The sequence below is a fragment of the Planctomycetia bacterium genome (assembly GCA_016795155.1).
Classification (GTDB): Bacteria; Planctomycetota; Planctomycetia; order Gemmatales; family HRBIN36; genus JAEUIE01.
This window is the reverse complement of record JAEUIE010000029.1, coordinates 189,258-212,730: the sequence shown is the minus strand read 5'-3', so window position 1 is coordinate 212,730 and position 23,473 is coordinate 189,258. Positions and strand designations below refer to the sequence as shown.

General features: G+C 53.3%; 19 protein-coding genes and 1 tRNA gene. 10 read left to right on the top strand and 10 right to left on the bottom strand.

Features of this window, described 5'->3' with window-relative positions:
* Positions 1–18: 18 nt before the first annotated feature.
* From JNJ77_11940 to JNJ77_11905, 8 genes are all read right to left on the bottom strand, one after another.
* Positions 19–2,082 (bottom strand): hypothetical protein, encoded by a 2,064-nt coding sequence (locus JNJ77_11940; GenBank protein ID MBL8823292.1) that lies wholly within the window; start codon positions 2,080–2,082, stop codon positions 19–21.
* A 108-nt stretch (positions 2,083–2,190) separates the two neighbouring features.
* Positions 2,191–4,635, bottom strand: a complete 2,445-nt coding sequence (locus JNJ77_11935) for a DUF1549 domain-containing protein (protein MBL8823291.1) — start codon at positions 4,633–4,635, stop codon at positions 2,191–2,193.
* A gap of 31 nt (positions 4,636–4,666) precedes the next feature.
* A complete protein-coding gene (locus JNJ77_11930; GenBank protein MBL8823290.1) occupies positions 4,667–5,257 on the bottom strand; it encodes a hypothetical protein in 591 nt (196 codons plus the stop codon).
* A 5-nt stretch (positions 5,258–5,262) separates the two neighbouring features.
* Positions 5,263–7,767 (bottom strand): PPC domain-containing protein, encoded by a 2,505-nt coding sequence (locus JNJ77_11925; GenBank protein MBL8823289.1) that lies wholly within the window; start codon positions 7,765–7,767, stop codon positions 5,263–5,265.
* A 24-nt stretch (positions 7,768–7,791) separates the two neighbouring features.
* Positions 7,792–9,138: a DUF1501 domain-containing protein gene (locus tag JNJ77_11920; protein MBL8823288.1), complete on the bottom strand. Its 1,347-nt coding sequence runs from the start codon at positions 9,136–9,138 to the stop codon at positions 7,792–7,794.
* Between the two features lie 512 nt (positions 9,139–9,650).
* Positions 9,651–10,346 carry a hypothetical protein gene (locus JNJ77_11915; protein ID MBL8823287.1) on the bottom strand — a complete coding sequence of 232 codons (696 nt, stop codon included), beginning with the start codon at positions 10,344–10,346 and terminating at the stop codon, positions 9,651–9,653.
* A gap of 160 nt (positions 10,347–10,506) precedes the next feature.
* The gene (locus tag JNJ77_11910) at positions 10,507–10,653 is read right to left on the bottom strand and encodes a hypothetical protein (GenBank protein MBL8823286.1); all 147 of its coding nucleotides are present in this window, start codon (positions 10,651–10,653) and stop codon (positions 10,507–10,509) included.
* A gap of 101 nt (positions 10,654–10,754) precedes the next feature.
* Complete coding sequence (locus JNJ77_11905) at positions 10,755–11,912, bottom strand: DUF1559 domain-containing protein (GenBank protein MBL8823285.1); 1,158 nt, start codon at positions 11,910–11,912, stop codon at positions 10,755–10,757.
* 205 nt (positions 11,913–12,117) lie between these two features.
* Here JNJ77_11905 and JNJ77_11900 point away from each other — a divergent pair, with 205 nt between their 5' ends.
* From JNJ77_11900 to JNJ77_11890, 3 genes are all read left to right on the top strand, one after another.
* Positions 12,118–12,612 carry a nucleoside deaminase gene (locus tag JNJ77_11900; GenBank protein ID MBL8823284.1) on the top strand — a complete coding sequence of 165 codons (495 nt, stop codon included), beginning with the start codon at positions 12,118–12,120 and terminating at the stop codon, positions 12,610–12,612.
* Positions 12,613–12,885 (top strand): hypothetical protein, encoded by a 273-nt coding sequence (locus JNJ77_11895; protein ID MBL8823283.1) that lies wholly within the window; start codon positions 12,613–12,615, stop codon positions 12,883–12,885.
* A 290-nt stretch (positions 12,886–13,175) separates the two neighbouring features.
* Complete coding sequence (locus JNJ77_11890; GenBank protein MBL8823282.1) at positions 13,176–14,291, top strand: zinc-binding dehydrogenase; 1,116 nt, start codon at positions 13,176–13,178, stop codon at positions 14,289–14,291.
* Positions 14,292–14,479: 188 nt separating this feature from the next.
* Here JNJ77_11890 and JNJ77_11885 read toward each other — a convergent pair whose 3' ends face one another.
* Positions 14,480–15,253, bottom strand: coding sequence for a PEP-CTERM sorting domain-containing protein (locus JNJ77_11885; protein MBL8823281.1), 774 nt, complete (start codon positions 15,251–15,253; stop codon positions 14,480–14,482).
* Between the two features lie 196 nt (positions 15,254–15,449).
* Between JNJ77_11885 and JNJ77_11880 the strand changes: the two genes are divergently transcribed.
* The 6 genes from JNJ77_11880 (at position 15,450) to JNJ77_11855 (ending at position 21,413) form a co-directional block, all read left to right on the top strand.
* A complete protein-coding gene (locus JNJ77_11880) occupies positions 15,450–16,490 on the top strand; it encodes a DUF1559 domain-containing protein (GenBank protein MBL8823280.1) in 1,041 nt (346 codons plus the stop codon).
* Between the two features lie 297 nt (positions 16,491–16,787).
* Positions 16,788–16,871: transfer RNA gene (locus tag JNJ77_11875), tRNA-Leu, on the top strand.
* A gap of 99 nt (positions 16,872–16,970) precedes the next feature.
* On the top strand, positions 16,971–18,185 hold the full coding sequence (locus tag JNJ77_11870) for an AGE family epimerase/isomerase (protein ID MBL8823279.1): 1,215 nt from the start codon (positions 16,971–16,973) through the stop codon (positions 18,183–18,185).
* Positions 18,182–19,213: a galactose oxidase gene (locus JNJ77_11865; protein ID MBL8823278.1), complete on the top strand. Its 1,032-nt coding sequence runs from the start codon at positions 18,182–18,184 to the stop codon at positions 19,211–19,213. Before JNJ77_11870 ends, JNJ77_11865 begins: the two co-directional genes overlap by 4 nt.
* On the top strand, positions 19,213–20,463 hold the full coding sequence (locus JNJ77_11860; protein MBL8823277.1) for an MFS transporter: 1,251 nt from the start codon (positions 19,213–19,215) through the stop codon (positions 20,461–20,463). The genes JNJ77_11865 and JNJ77_11860 overlap by 1 nt, the downstream gene beginning before the upstream one ends.
* Before the next feature lie 32 nt (positions 20,464–20,495).
* Positions 20,496–21,413 carry a dihydrodipicolinate synthase family protein gene (locus JNJ77_11855; protein ID MBL8823276.1) on the top strand — a complete coding sequence of 306 codons (918 nt, stop codon included), beginning with the start codon at positions 20,496–20,498 and terminating at the stop codon, positions 21,411–21,413.
* A gap of 92 nt (positions 21,414–21,505) precedes the next feature.
* Here JNJ77_11855 and JNJ77_11850 read toward each other — a convergent pair whose 3' ends face one another.
* Positions 21,506–22,108: a hypothetical protein gene (locus JNJ77_11850; protein ID MBL8823275.1), complete on the bottom strand. Its 603-nt coding sequence runs from the start codon at positions 22,106–22,108 to the stop codon at positions 21,506–21,508.
* Positions 22,109–22,137: 29 nt separating this feature from the next.
* On the opposite strand from JNJ77_11850, the gene JNJ77_11845 reads away from it, so the two are divergent.
* Positions 22,138–23,376 carry a hypothetical protein gene (locus JNJ77_11845; protein MBL8823274.1) on the top strand — a complete coding sequence of 413 codons (1,239 nt, stop codon included), beginning with the start codon at positions 22,138–22,140 and terminating at the stop codon, positions 23,374–23,376.
* Positions 23,377–23,473: the final 97 nt, after the last annotated feature.

Here is a 23,473-nt window from a genome sequence, read left to right as displayed (position 1 = left end):
CAGGATGCCGCGTCTACATTATCGGCTGGCAGTAGTTTTGGCGCCTGCTGCTTTCTGGGCTTCGCTGGCTTTCTGCATGCGGGCGACTGAAGCTTGCACCTGTTGCAGTTCAGCAGTGGCAGCCTGGGCTGCAGCCTGCACGGGAGGCATTTGATCTTGTGCTGCTTTTAAGGCAGCCTGCTTGGCGGGCAGTTGCTGGGCTACCGTGTTATTGGCGACTTGGGCCTTGCCCAGTTCCGCATGAGCTGCAGCCAGGCGATCCTGTGCGGGCTTGGCGGCGGCGAGCATCTGCTGGGCATACTGCTTCGCTGCGATAAGTTCCGTAGCGTGCTTGCTGGCCAGTGCCTGGCTCTGCAGGGCGAATGCCGAGAGTTCGGCACTGTTGCCAATCTTATCAGCAGCTTCTTTGGCTTTCACAGCGGCTTCGTTCAGTTTGGCCACTGCCTGCTCCTTGTTCGGGACAGCATCCTGGGCAGACTTGGCTGCGGAGAGGGTCGGATCGGTGGCAGCCTGGTTGACCGTATCCTGCCACTGCTTGACTGCAGCTGCAGTATCGGCTGCCTGCTTCTGAAGCGTGGTGAATTCCGCGGTCGCTTTCTGCATGTTTGCCGTGGCAGCAGCCAGTTGAGCAGCAGTCTGAGTCTGTTTCACTTTCACCGCATCCAGCTTTTTGACAGCTTCTGCTAATCGTTGTCCCAGTCCAGGCGGGTTGCTGACGACAAATCCTATTTCCTTGCCATCAGCTACGGTGTAGGCATGTACCTGGCCAATCCAGTCGCCGGTCAGGACTTTGCTGCCATCATGTGCCCATGCAGTTTTGAGAGCGACATCGGGTGTCGCCGGGGTCTGCTTCTGCAAAGCACCGTTGCCATCCCATATTTTGGTGACACGATCGCGGCCGGTGCTAACGATGCGTCCATCGTGATGGTAGCGAACGCTGAGTGCGCCGCCACCGTGTGCGCCCCAGGCTTTCACCTGGTTGCCATTTTCCATTTCAAAGAGACGAATCTGGGTATCTTCACTGCTGACGGCGAGCATGTTGCCATCAGGCCGCCAACTGACTTCGCTGACAGCCAGTTGTGGACCACGAATCTGGATGAACTCTTGGCCGGATCCAGCTTCCCATACTGCCAGCCCGCCGTTGCGATCACCCGTGGCAAGCAACACGCCATCGGGGCTGTATTCGAGTGCAGTCACCCAATCGGTGTGCTTCTTCAGGGTGTAAAGAACGGTTCCTTCCCTGGTGGAATAGATGCGTACCATCTTGGAGGAGTTGCCGAGAGCAATCTGCGATTGATCGGGGCTGATATCGGCAGCGAGAATGGCATCCGTTTCTTCGCCCACTTCGATGACACGGTTGCCTGTCTTGACATCGAATACGATGGCTTTGCCTAACTGCCCTCCTCGTCCGCCTGCAGCAAGGAGCATGCTGCCATTGCGACTGAACTTGAGGACATTTACCTGGCCTTCGGGGAACGGCAGGATACCGATGACATCCTGCGAATCGGTATGGTAAAGGACGATGGACTTGGCGCTGGCGACAGCTGCCACCGGAGCCCAGGGGCTGGTGGCCAGTGCAGTGATGGCATTACCTCGTGGGGTTTTGATGGCGGGATCGAGCATCAGCGTCTCGCCGGGCATGGGAGGCGGGCCTTCGGGCTTGCCACGAGCCGCCGTCTTCAGACTCATATCGACTTTGGGCTTTTTGATGTTCGCTGTGCTGCCTGAGCTTTCGAGCGCTCCACCCTTGATCCAGTTGGAAACCAGCACCAAGTCTTTATCGGGGAGCTTGGGCGACTTCGGCGGCATGAAGGGCTGTTCCTGATGTGCCATCAGGAGGTAGAGCGAACTCTGGTCAGGATCGCCTGGCTCAACGATTTTGCCACGCGAACTACCTTCCATGAGTGCGGTGTAGTTCACGACATTCAGGCCACCCTGCTTCTTATCGGGGTTATGGCAACTGGCACATTTCTCCCGCAAGAGGGGGAGAATATCATCCTGGTAGGTGATCTTCTTCTTGTCATCCGCAAAGACCAACCCTGCCAGGGTGAACATCATCGTGATGGTGATTGTCAGACGCATACACAGACTCCGAACCGACTGTTATTCTGAATTCTGTACCCAGGGCTATGCCCTGGGCTAAGTTGTCCTGCTCCTTTGGAGCAATTGCTGATAGCTGACAGCTGAAAGCTAGTGATTAAACAAAAACTCCCGGCTGTTGAGGATGCCCCAGAAGACATCTTCGAGGGCTTTTGTTTTGTCAGCAGCGGTGTTGACGATGGAACACAGGGCGTTCAGCTCCTCACGCGTCGCCTTGCGGTTTAGACACCGAAGATAGAGATCCTCTATGATTTCCGAAGGTGTTTTCTTAACAGCGAGTGCCCTGGTAATGACACCACCTGATACTACACGGCTGGTGACCGTATCGCCATTGAGCAGGTGCAGGGCCTGGGAGAGATTCGGCTCCATTTTCACTTCGCAGGAGCAAACGGTTTCGCGGGTGGCTCTGCCGAAAGTAGTAAGGAAGTAGGTGCTGGCCTGGCCGTCAGCAATCTGCACGGCCCTGGCACCTAGAGGCAGACCTTGAAACTTGTTCTTGGTTTCTGTGACTTGCGATACCACATCGAGCAGCACTTCCGCACGAAGCCGGCGAACTGAGGCACGGGCGAAATTACGGCTATCCAGTTCGTTGGTTTCATTCGGCTGGGTTACCAACTGATAGGTTCGCGAGGTGCAGATATCGCGGATCAGCTTGCGGAAATCGTACTTATTAGCACTAAACCGTTTGGCCAGTTCCTGGAGAAGTTCATCGTTGGCGGCAGGATTGCTGACACGCACATCATCGACAGGTTCGACAATGCCTTTGCCAAAGAAATGCGTCCAGACAATGTTCGCGAGGTTGGTGGCGAAGTAGGGATTCTTGTCGGAAGCGAGCCAGCCGGCGAGCACTTCACGGCGATCTTTGCCGGGCGCATTGGGTGTTTCGCCGCCGAGGAATTTGGGAGGCAACGGTCTGCCCTTAGTGGGGTGATTCAGTTCACCACCACCGGCATTGAAGATGATCAGTTCGCGGGGGTCTTCTCCACCTTTGCGGCCTACCTGCGTAAAGAAGGAGGCGAAGCTGTAGTAGTCGTCCATCGTCCAGCGGTCGAACGGATGATTATGGCACTGGGCACACTGGATACGCATGCCCATGAAGACCTGGGCCACGTTTTCGGTGAGCTTGAGCGTATCGGTTTCCACCTGATAGAAGTTAGTAGCCGGGTTGGCAAAGGTGCCTCCCTTGGAGGAGAGGAGTTCCCGCACCATTTCATCCATAGGCACGTTGTTGGAAATGCGATCCTGCAGCCAGTTGAAATAGAGCAGCGTCGATTTGTAGCTGACATTGATGTTGGAACGAATCTGGAGCAGTTCGGCCCATTTCATCACCCACATTTCGACGAACTCCTTGCGGGTGAGCAGTTCATCGACGAGCTTTTCACGTTTTTTGGGGTCCTGATCATCCAGGAATTTGCGGGTTTCTTCCGCAGTAGGCACGGTACCCACGATATCGAGATAAACGCGACGCAGGAAAGTTGGATCGTCGCAGAGGCCTGAAGGCGACATGCGAAGTTTCTTCAGTTTGTTGAAGACCAGCGTGTCGATGTAGTTGTTTTCAGGCACATTGGGGAAAGTGAACTGCAAGCCCTTGGGCAACACGATGAAGGGCGACCCGACGTTGAAGGTTTCAAACCGGGCGGAGACGAATGCTTCGCCCCGTTCGCCTGCGGTGACAATGCCTTCCTGCGAGACAGCGGCAGAGCGATCATTATTCGACATGAAGTAAGCCAGATGGGTGACGTCGCGATCCGTGCCATCGGAGTACTTGGCCCGTACTGTCAGTTTCTGGGTAGCGCCTTTGCCATCGAGCACGGCAGTTTTGGGGTATAGTTCCACGCTGGTAGGCACCGCCACGGTAGCAGGATCGGAAGGAGCGCCGGCATTGAGCCAACGTACAACTTCGTTGTAGAGTTCGCTGCCCTCTTCCATTTTCTTGCCGCCGGTGTGTGGAACTTTTCCAGTAGCTTTTTCGAGCAGCATGCTTTCCTGAGGCACCGCCAGGTTCAAACGCCTGCCGTTGAGTTCGCGCGTCAGGCGATGATGATCGCCATCGGCATCAAAGCCGAAGAGGGACAGGCGAAAGCCATCCTTGCCACGAGCCGCACCGTGACAACTGCCTACGTTGCAGCCGGTTTTCATGAAGACGGGCATCACATCGAGCTTGAAGCTGATGGGCCGGTCGGCAGCAGCGTCTTTCACGCTCACCGGAACGACGACTGATTTGCCACCGTAGGTGATGGAGAACTCAGTGCTGCCATCTTTGGCCGGGTAGAGGGTGTTCTTATCGAGCTTGACGAGCGAGCCATCTTTCAGGGCTGGTTTGACTTCGCTGGTGACATCACGGGTAATGCCATCACTGAAGGTTGCCTGAACGATGAATGACTGACGATCGCGAGCAGTGTTCAGCTGCACGTTAGCAGGGAACACGGCAAGCTGCGTGAGCGTGGGGGCCGTCGGTGCGGAGACCGGTTCGCCGGCCTTGCTGCAAGTCGCCAGAAAAATCAGGCATCCGTATGTCAAAACGCTTCTCATCATGAATCTCACGTCGTGTACAAACAAGTTACGATCAGATGACGCTCTGAGGGTTATCCAGCAAATGCTGCAAGTTCTTTGCCAACTCAGGCGGATACTTGCTCAGCCAAGAGGCATCGATCATACCCAAATCAATGAAATCTCGCAGGTGTGTACGATCCTTGTCTCGAAAAGCTGTGAGTTTGATCTGCACCAACTTCTCCAGTGTCAGGACGTAAAAACCTTCCGGTGTTAACTTCGATTCAGTTACATCTGGGTTGAGAACGGTTTCATGGGCTTTCACTTTCTCATTGGCAAAGACAACTTGAATGGCTGACCTTGGACTGTCTTTCTCCCCTTCAAGAAACATATCCACACCTGCCACACAGCGGTGATAGAAGCCGATCTTATCCAATGAAGCAATCGCGTGCTGAAGATCGTCACGACGCAGGAGAATATCAACATCCTTCGTTGAGCGGACAGCCTCGGCATCAACAGTAGATACCCATGCCATCACAGCATTTCCGCCTACGACAGCATAGGGAATCTGGTCAGCATTCAACTGAGAAGTTGCGCGCAGCAGCTTTTGCCGAACTTTTTCCACGGCGTTCACCATCCTTTCCAGACTGATGGCCCCAGCTGACATGGCTATTACTTCCCTCCTGCGGCGGCTTTTTCTTTTTCGGCCTGTTCGAGTCTGAGTTTCTCCAAACGTGACAACTTCTTTTCAGTTTTGGCTGGTGCAGCAGGTGGGGGCGCGGCGGCTACTGCAGCAGGCTGATTGGGCTTGGGCGGAGGTGGTGCATCAATGCGAAGCACGGTGCCACCGACCTGGTGCAGCATCTGCTCTCCCTTTTCGGGAATATAGACTTGGGCAAAGATGCCCTGATGCTGGCCGGGCGGGCTGTCCTTCTGAGTGGTCAGTTTTACCACCACTTCCTTGGTGTCTTTGTTGATATCCATCACTGGCGCTTTGACATTGTGAGGCAGTCCCACCACATGAACTTTGCCTACCCCTTCAAAAGGCTTGCTGATAGTCAGCTTGCACAGCAGTTCCGTTTCCTTGCCCTGCTCTACGGCTGGGCGATCCATGCTCATCGCCATGTAGGGTGCAGCGACATCGAGCGTGATGAGCTGCGAGGAAACCCAGGCCGGGCCGAAACCAGTCTCGGCGAAAGCAATCACGCAAATTTTCCATTTGCGTACCTGGGCATTGGGGGCGGCATTGATCGGATAATCGCCTTCGGGCTTGTCACCTGGAATGGTGATGCCACTGGCTGATCCGATTCCAGGTGGGTTCCAGAGCATGTAGACATTGACGGGTTGTTTGAAATCCTTATGGCGTTCCACCTTCACTTTCAGATTCATGGCGCCGTTCTGAACCAGGGGAGCCTTGGGTTCCACCAGAGAAACGGTGAAGGGCACGGCTTGGGTAACCGCTATGGCTGCCTTGTTGGTGAACAAGCGGATGTAGCTGCCGACGTTCTGCACATAGACCAGATCAGCGGCAAGGTTCATGCCGCCATCAATGGCAACCTTGGGATCGACATGCTTGGCCCGCAGGTCGATCAGCCCGCCCGCCACCGGAGCATCAGCAGCAGCACTGAGAACGACGGGTACAGCATCGACATTGTCTGCCATCACATCGCTTTCCAGCGTCATACCCTTGGGCAGGTTAGTGGCGTAGACCTGAAGCGGGCCACCAAAATTGGCCCGGCTGGCATAGGTCAGCACTGCCATGCGGTTGCCCTGAGGAACCGCGACGGCCTGTCTATCCTGATTTGGAAGATTGTTTCCATCGGCTTTAGGAAAGAAAAGGCTCAGGCTGGGCACCACGGGAGTAAATTCGACGCGGTAGCTGAATGCCGGGCCACCTTTCTGCAGATGGTCGTGCAGTTGCAGTACATATTCCTTGTCTTCGGGTGCGGTGAAGCGGAAGTAGCAATCGGGTTTGATGGCATCATCATCACCCTGGAGGTAGCCACCTTCCCCTTTGTGAATATGCATGACCGGGTCGAGGCCGGAACGTATGCGTCGTGCATAACAGTGTACATCGAAGACCTGGCCTTTTTTCGCCTTGAAGCGGTACCAGTCGTTTTCGCCCGGTGCACTGATGATGCCATTGATGGCCTGGGTATTGGGATCGAACACATTGGCTTTGCCGAATTCACTGGGACCGGTTTCGACAACGTTGCTGAGGGTGCTTAACCGGAAAGGCAGTGGTGATGGAGTAATGCCGGTGGCATCCTGCACGAACAGGCCGAACTCAGGATCGGGCTTGGTGGGTAATTTCACTTTCTGCTTGATGGGGCCGGCAGCATCGCCAATGAAAGTGACTTCAATCTCTTCGCCGAGTTTACCGCCCGCGGGAATGCAGGCGATGGGCCGTGGAAAGTTGCCTACATGCAGTCGATAGCGGCATTCGCCGTTACCGCCATAACTGGTTTCACGCACCATGATGGTGTAGGTTCCATCTTCGGGAATCATCACGCTGCATACACCATCCTGAGCACCATAGGCACTGTCATCAGAGGCAGCAATTTCAAAACGTTTACTGTTGAGGATGGCAATGGCGGGATCGAAAACAGTTTGATTTGCCAATCGCATGGCTTCGATTTCGACCGATAGTCTTTGTCCCTTCTTGCAATCAACGGAGAAATAATCGACATCTTCGTTTTCAATGGTTCCGTTAACGGTGACATTGAGCGGAATTTTCTGTGGGGTTTTGAACTCGCTGTTGGGTTCCTTCTCCACGATTTCAGGCAGTGCACCGACGAAGATGGTTTTCAAATCACTGATGCCGGTGGCGGTACGCAAACGAACGCTGTGTTGTCCCAATCGTGCATCGGGAGCGATTTTGATTTTCGCTTTCACGACGTTGTCATTGACGACCTCGATTTTGCCTGCGGTGAAGCCGGGCGAATACCAGAGTATTTCCTGTGCATCTTTCAGTCGGGCTCCGTGGAAAGTAAATTCCACTTCTGTGCCACGCTGTCCGCCACGTGGCGTGATCACGCCAAGAAAGGGCGAAGCAGCCCAGGACAACGTGGGTACGAACAAGGTGAGAAGCAGTGTCAGATGTCGCATGATCAAACCTTCGTGAATCCAACCCGGAACAGCTACCGGTGGTATCGCTTCGCTCCACCACCGGATCACTATATTTCATCCCTTACGGATGATTTAAGCCAGCAGTTCCTTCTTCACATCGCCGCCGTCGACGACGCGGATGGGGCGACTGCCAGGGGCGAGAAGTTGTTTCTTCGGATCAACACCTAGCAGCGAGTAGATGGTGGTTGACCAGTCATCGATGCTAAGGGGATCATCCTGAGGCTCGGCTGCAGTGGAATCGGAGGAGCCAAAGACGCTGCCTCGCTTGACGCCACCGCCAGCCATCACAATGCTGAAGACTTTTGGCCAGTGATCGCGACCGGCGTTGCCATTGATCTTCGGTGTGCGGCCAAACTCGGTGGTAATCATGACCAGGGTGGAATCGAGCAGACCACGCTGATCGAGATCGGTAATCAATCGTGCAAAAGCCTGATCGAACGCGGGCATCTGGCCTTCAGTGCCACCCTTGATGTTGTTGTGCAAATCCCATCCGCCGTAAGTCATGGAGACAAACCGCACGCCAGCTTCCACCAGTCGGCGGGCGAGCAACATGCGCTGGCCTGCAGTGTTGCGGCCATACTCATCCCGCAGCTTGGCAGGTTCAGCATTGATATTGAACGCTTCCTTAGCCTTCTGAGAAGAGAGCAAGCCGTAAGCACGCTGATAGAAGGTATCCATCGCGGCAATGTTGTCTGACTTTTCCTTGGCAGCGAAGTGAGCATTGACAGCTTCGAGCACGGAACGACGGGTCTCGAACCGTTTTTCATCGACACCACCTGGCAGATTCAAATCCTGCACGGTGAAGTTGCCGTTAGCAGGATCGCTACCCAGGCTGAAGGGAGCGTAGGCTGCACTGAGGTAACCGGTGCCTGCGTAGTTCGTCGGCAAGCTGGGAATGCAGACATACGGAGGCAGGTTGTTGCGGACGCCAAACTCATGGCTGACAACCGAACCGAAGCTGGGGTATTCCAGTGCCGGGCTGGGACGATAGCCGGTGAACATGTTATGGGTGCCCCGTTCGTGGGCAGCTTCGCCATGCGTCATCGAACGAATGATGGTGATCTTGTCAGCAATCTGGGCGGTTCGCGACAGTGCGGAATTGATGAACACGCCGGGCAACTTGGTGGGCACCGAACCCATTTCGCCACGATATTCAATAGGGGCGTTGGGCTTGGGATCAAACGATTCCTGATGTGCCATGCCGCCAGGCATGAATATCTGGATAACCGACTTGGCTTTCCCTTCCTTGCTCACAGGCTGGTAATAGCCATCAGCTCGTGCTGTTGATTGCAGTCGCAGATACTGTTCGAGTGTTAAACCCAGGCAACCGAGAAAGCCCACATGCAGGAATGATCGCCTGCTGGGTTTCTTGAAATGTGCAGGATCAGCAAACCAGGTACCTGGTTGAATAACAGACATCGATAAACTCCTTCATGGAGCGAAAAACAGGTTAAGTTTAAATTAGGTGATCTAGCAGGTGGGAATCAAGCAGCTTGGTCAAAAATGACCAATTAATGGGGGGTTATTTCTATCATACATGATGAATGATGAAAGAAAAGGGGAAAGAGTCGATTCCCAGTGCTTACGCCATTCCATGTATACCAGCTAATTGGATACCAACGACGGCTGAATATTCCCGGAATTATGATTTTTGGGATAAGTGCATTACCAACATCAAATGGCATTCATTTTCGGATTCGGAAAACAATTGCGCTCGAGAATGCCCAACGAAATAGGCAATCTGCAATGAATTAGAGCCGTTGCACATCTTCCCTGGTTTGTGCCACGGGCTGCCAATTGCATAAGTGCGTAAGTGCGTATGGTCGACATTCATTAGCCACAAAGAAACCCATCCCGAAAACGGACCAGACCCATGATTTGCATCACGGGCCTGGCCCACCACCACCCTAACTCCCCGAAAGGAGTCTGCTTCAATTCGTTACTTTTTCATCGCCAAACTCGGCACTGGAAGGATGTGGTACAAAGATCCACGAGAGCCGTTCAGCAGTATGACGTACAAATAGTTCTCGGAATTGTGACAGGCTCAAATCTGCATCGGTCATGGGCTTCACGCCGGAAGGAAACCGCATGGAATAGGTTTGTGGCCCCCAGATAGGAATGGCTTCATCCTGCTCGGTGCCGACACGATGTATGGTAACTGCTGCTTCGCAATTTCCCTTGTAAAACTGGGTCCAGCCTTCCTTTTCATAGAAGCTGATGCGACGCAGTTCGATGAATACCACATGGTCGGCACCCAGACCTCGACCGATATCGTAAGGCGTTTTCCAGTCGGGATGTTCGTCCATCCACTGATGTACTTTGCCAGCGAGAATAATATCAGGCTTCTTGCTGAGATAACCTGCCACCTTCATGGATAGCAAGCTGTTGACATCACGATTAAAGTGGCCGACATCAATCTGATGATGCTTGCCCAAATGCACGACGATAGCAACCCGCTTGGCATCCTTCGGGAAGGTGTATTGAATATTGGCTTTGTCACCGACACCCATCATATCCATGGGCAAGAGAATCAGGGCGAGCGGATTGCACCCCACCAGGCCTGCAACCACGATGGCTGACAGAAGGCAACAGAGCGTGGTCTGTCGAATGATTCGATGAATGTGCATCGCAATTTCCCCCGTACTGTGAAAACCTGGATTATGCAGGGTTTCACCCAGACGAGGCGGGACGATAGCGAGAATCTGAAGTGATGCAAGGGCAATTTGGCGTGGAATGAAAATGGCGAGAGCTACTGCTCTCGCCAAATATGAAATGACGCAGCTTGTGCTATTTAGCAGGCCCTGCTCCGCCTCCCATGTTAATGGGTGGGGTTGTCGGGGCAGGCTTGGTGTCCTTGGGAACTTCCAGTTTCTCCTTGGAGGAACAACCTGCCAGGGCACTGAGCAATGCTAACATCATGAAACAGCGTAACATCGAAACTCCAATCGGGGTATGGTGTAAGTATCTGTAGTATCTACAGGGTCGAGCTTTTGTACAAATACGACCCTGTATAGCTACTTGAATTCAAATGACAACTAGTCAAGCAAGCCAGAGGTATCAAGCTGCAGGCCATCGCGTCGACCACCCAATTGCTGGAAGACCAACCAATCGGCAGGCAGTGGAACCACCAACCCGGCAGGTGCTGCATTGTTGATGGCTGCTGAAGTGCCCTTGCGAACACCACGCGTTGAACCATCAGCAAAGGCAAACATGACCGAGGTGGGATGCATGCTGCCAAAGCCCCACCAGGGAGTCATGCGGTTCTGCACTAGACCACCAATGGTGGGGATAGAACCGGCGCCCATCCAGCAGGTTTCATAGTGGCGAGTATTGACCGGCTGGGAAGCAAAGGGGGCATTCAGTGGCTCATTGCCCACATTCGATTCACCAAAAAGCAGAGTGTTGGAGGTGCCATCCTGCACAGCAAGCTGACCCAGCGTGTGCTCGCTGCGATTGGTCATAATGCCTTCGAATCTTGAAATGCTGTAGCCAACCAGTGGTGCAGGCTGGAATGGAGGATTGAAAAAGGGATGTGCAGTGTTGGTACCGCGACCTGACATACCAGCGACACCAGCATAGTTGGCACGTCCGAGATTCGGAATAGCCGGGCTGGCTGTCAAAGGATATGCCTGGGCTGCAATACTGTAGCCGTTGCCTGAGTTGGTGTTGTAGTAGTGAGACGAAACGCCGATCGCTACCTGGGCGTCGCCCTGGGTATCGCTCGGACAGAGGAACATTTTGATCTTGGTTTGCGCGACAGCAAAGTTGGGATTGCTGGGTACGGGCAGGTGCCATGGCAAACCAACGGTACGGAGACCCAATTGCATCAAGCCAAAAGGAGCAACGGGATCGACAACCAGCTTCGCTATGTTGTCTGCTTCCATGTAGGGAAGAAGAATAGTCAACACGCCAACTTGCTGACAATTGTTAGGCAGAGGAGTGAAAACGTTTGGCAAACCTTGTTCATTCACCGGGTATGGTCCGAGGTAGCCTGGAGGCAGTCTGGAAAAGTCGCCATGGTAATTATGTGATGCGATGGCGATCTGACGCAGATTACTTCCACACAACATTCGATTAGCAGCTTCACGGACTTTTTGAATGGCAGGCAGTAACAAAGCCATCAATAGTGCGATAATGGCAATAACCACCAGCAATTCTATCAGTGTGAACCCTTGACGGGTGCGTTTCAACATAGAGAGTACTCCCAAAATGGGTAAAACAGATTATCATCAATTTCTGATGATAGATGAAACCAAGTCTTGATGCAAGCGATGTAAATAATCTGGTACATTATTTCTTGATGAGTGATTTTTGAAAGCACTTCGTACAACTTTGAAATGCGCTTGCTTCATCACAAGGATATATCGACCACCCATGCAATATTACGACCTGCATGACATGCCATTAAGCGATCTGCGTGATCCACGGCATCCGTTTCACCTGTTCCACATGGAGATGGCGCTGGAAGAAGCAGAACAGGCGCGTGAAGAGGATGAAGTACCAGTGGGTGCTGTCATCGTCTCGCTGGATCGGGGTGTGATTGCCCGGGCGCACAATCAGCGGGAACAGTTGCATGACCCGACGGCCCATGCGGAGATGATTGCCCTCACTCAGGCGGCGCAGGCGCTGCAACACTGGCGACTTCTCAACTGCATTTTGTATGTGACACTCGAACCATGCCCGATGTGTGCCGGTGCAGTGGTGCAGGCGCGCTTGCCAATGCTGGTGTATGGAGCCACAGATGCCAAAGCAGGAGCGTGTCATTCGCTGTATGAGCTAACCAATGACGCGAGGCTGAATCATCGAGTGGAAGTGCTGGCAGGCGTGCAGGCGGGGGCATGTGGCGGGATTCTATCAGAGTTCTTCCGCAAGAAACGCTTGCGGATGAACTGAGTGAGTTTAGTTACGTGTCGTTCGCTGGGCGATACGATGACCGACCTTGGCGCTGGAAACTGGTTTAAGCTGAACATCATCCGTCGGGAGTTTCAGAGAACGTCGGCAGCGCGGGCAGGACGAAATGGTCCCGGCGCGTTCCGGACGGAAGCGAATCTTCTGCTGACAATGCTGGCAGCGTACATGCATGTTGACCGGCTCGCTTTCGCCGCGCCACCAGTCGATAAGTTGCTTGACTATCATGATCGAGTACCTCGCTTCTTCACTTACTAGACGAACGTGCTTCAAGTTTCGTTTGGACGAACCTATTTGATTAACCCCGGCAAAGTAGATCAGGTTTCACTTTTCATTTCGATCTCACCACTGCTCTGCAAAGGATAATCTCTCTTCGGTATTTGCCTAGCTCTATTTAGCTAAGGACACTGAGAACCGGATGATAATGCCGTGAAATATGGATGAAAGTAACAGTGCTCCAGATAAAGAGGATGAACTGGAGGACTTGGTTCACCTGATGAGTACAATTTCATTCAGGCCACATCAAAACTCACTCTGGAATTCAGATCATGCCAGAAACCGGATTCGTTGCAGCCATGACAGGAGTACGTCAACCGTTTCAACTGGTTGAGTATCCTGTTCCTGATCCGGAACCTGGCGCGATACTGGTGAAGGTTACGCAGGCCAACATCTGTGGCAGCGATCTGCATCTCTGGCGAGGCGAGTACATTCCTAGCGACACAGGCCGCAGCAACTTTCGCAGTGTTGGCCACGAGATGTGTGGCGAAGTGGCCAGGCTGGGTGAAGGCGTTATGACCGATTCAACGGGCAAGCCACTCAAGGTGGGTGACCGTATCGCATATCGTTACTTTGTCGCATGTGGCAGATGCCGGGCTTGTCTGCGTGGTTTCACGCCACGTTGTCCGCATGGCATGCGGTTTCGTCATCCGCCCGATGTCTGGCCTCACTTCAATGCAGCGTATGGACAGTACTATTATCTGCGCCCCGGGCAGGTGGTGTTCAAGATACCTGAAGGCGTTCCTGAAGATCTGGCAGCACCTGCCAACTGCGCGCTGGCCCAGGTGGTCTACAGTTTCTATCTGGCAAAGGTGGGAGTAGGCGATCATGTGGTGGTGCAAGGCGCTGGAGGGCTGGGTGTACTTGCAGCTGCGGTGGCCAAGGAACGTGGCGCTGCCAGCGTTACGGTAATAGATGGCATTGATGATCGATTGGTACTCGCGAAAGAGTTTGGCGCCGATCATCTCATTGATCTGAAGCAGCACAACAGTTCGCAATCACGCATCCAACGTGTCAAGCAACTGACCGATGGTTGGGGTGCAGATGTTGTTCTGGAAGTGGTGGGTAAAGCAGCAGCAGTTCCCGAAGGTGTCGAGATGCTCGGCAACGGCGGCACTTATGCCATGGTAGGCTGCATCTGTGGTGGCGATGTCTGTTCGTTTGATCCATCGAGCCTGGTGCTGCCCGGCAAGAATGTTCTGGGCATCATGTGGTACGATGCACCGAGCCTGTTGTTTTCACTCGAGTTCCTGGCCAAGCATCAACAGAAATATCCGTTCCACAAGCTGATTTCACATCGTTATCCGCTGAGCGCGATTAATGATGCGTTTGAAGCACAGGATGCGGGGTTGGCGCAGCGATCAGCTTTGTTGCCGTGGGCAAAGTAACCCATTTAGCCCACGGCTCTTTAAGCCGTGGGCGGGCTCTCGCGCTGTGTATTACGTATTTCGCGATGGAATGACGATTGAAACTTGCGGTTTGCTTTGTGCATAGCACAAGCCGGTAACGTAATGGACGATTCAAGTCCGCGCGCACACGCCCCCGGCTTGAAGAGCCGGGGGCTAATTGTTTTATCTTATTTTGCTGCTTTCAGTGACAACTCGCCCATCTTCTTCAGGCGATTGCGGCGATAGCGGTGGGTGGCGTAACCAGCCAGGCCGATGCCGGCGATGAGGACATAGGTAGCAGGTTCGGGCACTGCATTGATGGTGATATTGTCGAAGATGTAACCTTCCTGATTGGAGGTGGCATTGATGAAGACGCGGTCGAACGGCACTGCATCGTGGATGCCATAGTAGAAGGTGGCATCGAAGTTTCGTCCCTGGAAGGGAGTGCCACTGTTGATCAGAAAGTTTCTTGGTGTGCCTGCAACTCCATCCTGCAAGGTGATGCTGAGCACGTTCGAATTGCTCAAGTCGCCTACGTTCACGAAGAAGGCACCGAAGGCATTGATGCGATCGCTGAAGACGAAACTGGTCACCAGATTGGCCCCGATAGGCTGTCCATTAATATCCAGAATCAGACTGCTGGAAAGAAACTGGGGAGCAGAAACCGAGAAGGAACCTTGTTGCTGCGTATCAATACCAACAAACGTGGCATCGGTGGAAACAGTTGTCGGAAGACCAGGGAAACCCATCGCACCGGGAGGCGGCAAAAATGGTGTATAACTGTCGAAGTTGTTGGTACCTGATGCTCCAATGAAACTAAGGAAAGAAGCCTGAGTGGAAAGGGGCACGGTCAAATCGCGGGGGAAGGCATTGCTATCACCATAAAAAGTGGTGACTTGAGCCGATGCGCTGCTTTGGATCAGCAACAAGGTGAGGCTTGTCAGGTATACAAATCGCTTCACGAATACACTCCATGGATATATCGAGACGGACAGAGTATCTGACTTATTCAACATAAAGTGCGAAAAATAGGCAAGATAACATCGACCATAATTTATACTTATGAGTAATAGATGAACTGTGGCCTCTACCTCTTGAACCCCTACGTTCATCGGTCACAATAATTGGAAAGAAACACAACGCAATGAGTTAGATTCCATGAAGCGTCGCCACGGATTTACGTTGATAGAACTTCTGGTGGTAATTGCCATCATAGCATTGCTGATGGCTCTACTGCTCCCCGCCATTCAGCGGGTTCGTGAAGCTGCGAACAAGATGATCTGTGCCAGCAATCTGCGGCAGATCGCTATTGCAATCCACCATTTCCACAATGATTACGAACGCCTGCCACCGGGAATACTAGGGCCCTCGGGCAACATCACCCCAGCACAAGCTCAATATGTAGGTACCCTGCCTTTCCTACTTCCTTATCTGGAGAAGGATAATCTTTACAAGCGGTTTGCGAATGTGCCATCAGCTGGTGTTAACCTGGCATTGAATCAGGGCGATGCATTCTGGTGGACACGGTCTGCCTGTTATGGCGTTGCACAATCGCGACTGAAAATGTTTTACTGCCCATCGGATGATGTTGCTTCATCGGACATTTTCTCTCTGATCCTGATGATTTATGCAGATCAGGGAAACTTCCCGGCCTTCGCCCGTTTTGCTCCCGGTGATGAACTGGTAGGTCGCACGAATTATCTGGGTGTAGCCGGCCTGGGTGGCAGTTTCAATGTTACGGTGCTGGCACCTAATCCTCTGGGACTGACTCCGGCACCAACCTTTGGTGGCTATGAAGGGGTGATGCTTAACCGGGTGAAAGTCACACTAGGTCAGATGACTGTGCAGGATGGCACCAGTAACACGCTGATGTTTGGCGAAGGCCTGGGGGGCAACGGCGTGGGCCAGCGTGGTTCAGCCTACGCCTGGTTTGGTGCAGGCGGCATGGGCACTGGCCTGGGGCTGGGCAAAGGTAACACAGGTGGAGTCGATGCAGGCGGTGCTGCTTACTGGCGGTTCTCCAGCCGACATACCGCCGGTGTACAGTTTGCGTTCGGCGATGCCTCAGTGCGAACCGTGAGGTTTGGCAACACAGCCTGGCTGGGCTTTGGCCCGGTGAAAAATGACTGGGCCCTGCTGCAGCAACTGGCTGGCCGACGTGATGGTTACATCAACGATACTTCGTCAATTCTGGAATAACGCGTTGCAATCGCAATCCACCACTTATTACTGTTTGATTTGCGGAAAATTGCTGAACTTCGCTGGATCGGTAGGAGGCGGCGCGGGTTTGCTGGGAGTGACGACTGCTGCTGAGCCACAACCAGCCATTAGAAATACCAACATGAGTAATCGCATATTGTTGCACTCGCTGGGATCTGCTTATCCGTGCTGATTATAGGGAAATGCAGGTTCATAAATTGAACAGCGAACCTTGCCGTATGATAGTGGTCATTTAGAATGGTATTCCAGTCCTTGATTCATAAGGGCAGACTCCGCGCCGGAGTGGTGGAATTGGCAGACACGCCAGCTTGAGGGGCTGGTTCGGGCAACCGAGTGCAGGTTCAAGTCCTGTCTCCGGCACTTCGTTGTAACGCTTGCGTCTCACAGGTGCAGGCGTTTTTTCATTTCATTTTCGTGTCAGCCAGCATACCTTACCGGTAACACCGGAGTGAAAAACCATTGGATGTAGCCACACCTGAGGGCTGTCAAGCTCTCGCTTCGTTTTACCGTCATGCCCTGCTCGATGATGTAATTCCCTTCTGGCTGAGGCATGGAATAGACCGTGAACACGGTGGATTTCTCTCCGCACTTGACCGCGATGGCACGGTGATCGATACCGACAAGTCGATCTGGATTCAGGGTCGAGGAGCGTGGATGTTTGCAACGCTCTACAACACGGTTGAGAAAAAAAGTGAATGGCTGGAAGCTACCCGCAGTGGCGTGGAATTTCTTCGTCGTCATGGCAGCTGCGGGGACAAGCTTTACTTCACTGTTACACGTGAAGGCAAGCCGTTACGGATGCGTCGGTATGTTTACAGTGAATCATTCGCTGCCATTGCCAGTGCCGCTTATGCACGTTCCACCGGCGAGGCGCAGGCTGCTGAGGAGGCAGTCAGATATTTTGAAACGTATCTGCATCATTCGTTCGATGCAGGTGTGATGCCGCCCAAGGTGGAACCTGCCACCCGGCCGATGATGGGCATTGGCCCGCTGATGATCGGCATCGCCACCGCGCAGGAACTTCGCGAAAACCTGGGTGATGTGGTTGTCAGGCAACGCACGTGTACCGAATGGATTGACTGGGCCATCGACCGCATCGAGCGTTACTTTCTCAAGCACGAACATGAAGCAGTGATGGAAATAGTTGGGCCTGCGGGAGAAATCCTCAACCATTTTGACGGCAGGCAACTGAACCCCGGCCATGCTATTGAAGCAGCATGGTTCATTCTTCACGAAGAGCGACTCCGAACCGACCAGCGTCTCATCCAACTCGGCTTAACCATGCTGGACTGGATGTGGAAGCGGGGCTGGGATGAAGAGCTTGGCGGTCTCTTCTATTTTCGCGACCTGCATCATCTGCCCGTGCAGGAATACTGGCATGACATGAAATTCTGGTGGCCACATTGTGAGGCCATCATCGCAACGCTTCTGGCATGGCAACTCACTGGTGATAAGAAATATGCCCGCTGGCACAACATGGTGCATGCGTGGAGCTTTCAGCATTTCCCCGATGCTGAGTTCGGCGAGTGGTTTGGCTATCTTCATCGTGATGGCCGTCTGTCAACCCGACTCAAAGGCAATCTGTGGAAAGGACCTTTTCACCTGCCTCGGATGTTGTGGTACTGTTGGAGGCTGTTGGAAAATCACAGTAAGCACCTGGGACAACAACCATGAAACCATTCCTGATTCTGTTCACGCTTCTGACAAGTACCTGCATACTGGCAGACGACTGGAAGCAGCTGGCAACGATGCCGGGTAAGGAGGGTTTTGCAGGGACCTTTGCCGGGGTCAGTCAGGGTAAACTGCTGGTTGCTGGTGGTGCCAATTTCCCTGAAGCGAAACCCTGGGCAGGTGGCAAGAAGCGCTGGTATGCCAGCATATTCATACTGGATCAGCCCGATGGGAGGTGGCGGAATGCAGGGAAGCTACCTCGTTCTCTGGGTTATGGCATCAGTGTAACTCATGCAACGGGTATCATTTGTGCTGGTGGCAGCGATGGGCAGCGGCATTATGCCGACGCTTTTCGATTGGAAAGCCATGCTGAGCATGTGATCATCAGCAGCCTGCCGGCATTACCGAAGCCGCTGGCGTATGCCTGTGCAGCTATCGTGGGTGAAGTGCTCTATGTTGCCGGGGGACAGGAGAAACCAGATGCGAACAGCACAGTGAAGAATGTGTGGAACTTTGACCTCACAGCCGATTTTACCAACTGGAAAGAGGTTGAAGGATTTCCCGGAACAGGGCGCATGCTGGCGGTGGCAGCCAGTTTCGATGGAGCATTCTGGTTGATAGGCGGTGTCGATCTGGTCACAGACAAGAACGGCAAAATCGAGAGACACTATTTGAAAGATGCCTACCGGTATGATCCTAGCAAAGGGTGGACGCGCGTCGCAGACCTGCCTCATCCCGTGGCGGCGGCGCCTTCGCCTTGCCCAACTGATGTAAACGGTTTCACCATTCTCGGCGGTGATGATGGCAGCCAGGTCAGCATCAATCCAGAGAAGCATACTGGTTTCAACAGCACTGTCTTGCATTATGATGCGAAATCAGGTACGTGGAGTGCAACAGGCAAGCTGCCTGCACCACGGGTAACCGTGCCTTGCGTCAACTGGAACAAGGCATGGGTGATGCCGAGCGGTGAAGTGCGACCGGGGGTTCGCTCGCCGGAAGTCTGGATGTATTCGCCTGGAAAGAAACCATGATGGGTTCTGCACAACCAAACACCACTTCTGTTTCCCGCACCGCCTGGTTGGTGGTAGTGTTGCTGATGCCGGTGGCTCTGCTGAATTATCTCGACCGGCAGATGCTGGCCTCGATGCAGCCTTCAGTGATGGCCTCCATTCCGAGCCTGGGTGGAGCTGCCAACCGGGAGGAACTCTGGGGCATTATGCTCGGGCAGTTCAAATGGGTGTATGCCGTCTTCAGCCTGGTGGGTGGATATGTGGCAGATCGATTCAGCCGACGTTTTACCATCTGTGCGAGTCTGTTTGTGTGGTCGGGCGTGACATGGTGGACGGGACAGGTGACCACCTATCAGGAACTGCTCTGGGCACGCTCCCTAATGGGTATCAGTGAAGCATTCTATATTCCTGCGGCACTTGCCTTGATTACCGATCATCACACCGGCCATACACGTTCACGCGCTGTCGGGCTACACCAGTTGGCGATCTACCTTGGCGTAATCGTGGGTGGGTTCGGCGGTTATGCAGCGGCTGATCCCAACATAGGTTGGCGGATGGTGTTCACCGTTTGCGGCATCGTCGGGATGCTGTATGCCGTTCCACTGGTTTTGCTGCTGCGGGAACCGCGTCAGGCACAGGAACAACCATCCATGCCACGCCTTTCGCCGTTCCATGCAGTCCGGGAGTTGTTGTCTTCCTTTTCGTTTATCCTGCTGGTTCTCTACTTCACACTGCCAGCGATGGCGGGGTGGGTGGTGCGCGACTGGATGCCTGCCATTCTTCTGAAGCGTTTTTCAATCCCTCAGGGACAGGCAGGGGTAGCTGCCACGCTGCCCTGGCAACTGGCAGCGATCCTGGGCGTGGTGGCTGGGGGTTGGCTTGCCGATCGCTGGATGAAGACCAGCCAGCGTGGCCGGATTTATGTCAGCGCCATCGGCATGTGCCTGATTGTGCCCGCCATCTTTGGTGTGGGAAATGCAGGTACGTTAACTATGGCGATCCTGTTTCTCATTCTGTTTGGCATAGGCTGGGGCTTTTTCGACTGCAACAACATGCCTATCCTCTCGCAGATTGTGCGGCCTGAGTTGCGGGCGACCGGTTATGGCATCATGAACTTTGTCAGTATCAGCATGGGTGGAGTGGCCGACTGGGGATTTGGCATTTTGCATGACCGGCAGGTTCCGCTGAATGTGATCTTCGGAGCGTTTGCCAGCACTGCTATCGTTTCGATTGTACTGGTACTTCTGATCCGTCCGCGGAAGGATTTGTAACTGGCATTTACACCGAAAGAGCGAACAACTGCATGACTACGAAGCTGACGGGACTGGTGGCAGCCACACATACGCCCATGAGTGCCAGTGGTGAGTTGAATCTCAGCATCATCGAAAAGCAGGCTGAGTTTCTGTTACAACTGGGAATCAAATCGGTCTTTATTGGTGGCACCACGGGGGAAAGCCATTCCTTGACGGTGGTGGAGCGATTGGCACTGGCCCAGCGATGGAGCGAAGTAGTCCGCAGCACCGGACAGCGATTGATTGTTCATGTGGGAGCGAATTGCCTGGCCGATGCCCGTATGCTGGCTGCCCAGGCACAGACGCTGGGCGCCTCCGCCATCGCAGCCTTATCCCCCAGTTATTTCAAACCGAAGTCGCTGGATACACTGATTGCCTGCTGTGCAGAGTTTGCTGATGCAGCGCCGCAGACGCCTTTCTACTTTTACGACATACCCGTGCTGACTGGTGTATCGTTCCCGATGTCGGATTTTCTTCGCCTGGCTACCGAGCGTATCCCAAACCTGGCAGGCATCAAGTTCACCAACCCGGATCTGATGGCATACCAGAACTGCCTGCAGGTGGAGCATGGCCGGTATGACATCCCCTGGGGCGTGGACGAGTATCTGCTGGCGGCACTGTCGCTGGGAGCGGTGGGCGGCGTGGGCAGCAGTTATAACTTTGCTGCGCCGATCTATCATCGCATGATGGCAGCGTTTGAACGTGGTGATCTGGAAACAGCCCGCCGGGAACAGTTTCGCTCGGTGCAGTTGATCGAGTTGCTGGCCGGGTTTGGTTACATGGGTGCCGCCAAGGCGGTCATGGGCTTTCTGGGGGTAGAGGTCGGTCCACCACGCTTGCCGAATGTTGCGCTGGATCAGGTGCAGATGAATCAGTTGCGTACGGGGTTGGATCGTCTGGGTTTTTTCGACTGGATACAGAAAGGGTAGTTCACCAGGCCCTGTTGGACCTGGTACAAAGTCGGTGAATCCTTTGGAAACGAAAAAAAAAAGGGCCACGCATTCAGCATGGCCCGTGTCGTTTACTTACTCTTCTTCTTATCTTCCTTCTTCAGTCCTTCGATTTTAGCGCCTTTGAGTGACTCGAGTTTCTTTTTCTGATCTGGGGTCAGCATGGCTTCGATGTCGTTGGCAGCGTTCTTGCGAAGCCTAACTACGCCTTCGCGCATTTTTTCCTGATCGCCTTCTGATTGGTGGAAGACATCGCGCATGGCGTCATTCATGTTGGTGACCGCTTCAGTGATCTTTTTGGATTGTTCTTCCTTGAGGCCGACATCTTTGGCCAGGGTTGTGTCAGTCAATGCCATCGGACCGTTGAGTTGGATCCAGGCTTGTCGCAGGCGTTTGCGCTGAGTGTCGTTCAATACTTTGAGAACATCTTTTTCAACTTCCTCCAAATCCACCTGGCCACGCACGATGAGTCTTTTCTCGCCTTCGACAGTCTGAACCATGTCGCCAAATATGTCATCAATCTGTTTCTGCTGATCTGCAGTGAGTTTCAACTCTTTCACTGCAGCCTCGTTAATGAGCAAAGCGAATTGCGGTGCATTGAGTTTTATTTCCTGAGCATCCAGAGACGAAATGCTTGCGAATAAGAGACTCAGCAACGCGATGCAGGTACGCATGGAGGTGTTCCTTGTATCAAGGTGACAAAATGGGTAAGTTCCTGTGGGAGAAGTCTACACCTAAAAATTTAGGAGTCTATAGGTTTGTCCAGAAAACTGGCTGGTTTCATGAAGATTTAAGAGATGCGTTGAATTCACTACTACTTCTGCTTGCCAAAGTGTTCTCGTTGGAGTATCTGGCCCCAACGAACTACCTGCGGCTGAGTTACTCCATGCAGAGCATCAGAATATGCTTCATTTGTCTGCTTTCGTTGCCTTCTCATGCCTGGTCACAGGAAGAGATCAAGTCGGTGCAGAATGAAGTGTCGCCAACCTATCAGCCGGTGAATGTTTTCGAGAGAGAAACGCGGGACACTACTGCGCAACAACGCGATCTGGGATTTATGCGGCCTGGCGGCAACGAAGGTGGGCCTGGTTATTTTCTTCAATATCAGCCGCTGGCACAAGTTGATGGGCAGAACACGGAACTGGGATTCATCCGGCAGCAGCTTCGACTGGGTGCACCGATCTATCGCGATGATATTAACTCGGTGATTCTCAGTGGCGGTGTGCAGAATCATCTTTTTCAGGGTTCTGCCGTTTTCCCTGATTCGGGACGAGCATTTCCTGAATCATTGTGGAACATTCGACTGAGCACCATGTATATGCGGAAGCTGGAAGATGGCTGGATGCTGGGCCTGATGGGTGGCGTGACGATAGCCAGTGACGAACCATTCACACAGAGCCGGGATGTGAATGCCAACGTGATGGCATTTCTGCGCGTTCCGCAGAGTGATACCTCAGCATGGCTGTTCTCAGTCTTTTACGCACCGATGAGCGAATTACGATTTCCGGTTCCGGGCATTGCGTATCAGTGGCAACCTAACGAACATTGGTCGCTGAACCTGGGTATCCCTTTTAGTGTTACCTATCGGCCTACACAAGACTGGACGCTGGAGGCGAACTGGATGCCGGTTCGCAATTTCCGAACGCAGGCGATGTATCAGTTGGCGGAAAAGGTTTCGCTGTTTGCCCGCTGGCAATGGATCAATGAAAGCTGGTTTCTGGATGATCGCAGCGACTGGCGCGAACGGCTGTTCTATTACGAGATGTCTGTCACCGGTGGTGTGCGGTATCAACTGTTCGATCGAGTGTTTGCTGAACTTGGTGCAGGCTATGCGTTTAACCGTTTTTATTTCAACGGTAGAAACTTTGATGATCGCAACTATGACCGTATTAATCTGGGGTCGGGATTGATAATCAATGCAGCGTTGAGCTTACGGTTTTAGGAGAACTTAAAGTTTGATTTGGTTTCTCATTTTGCATCAGGTGTAACTATTCCATGAAAAGGCACGGTTAGCGTGAAGACACGCAAAGCGTGGCATC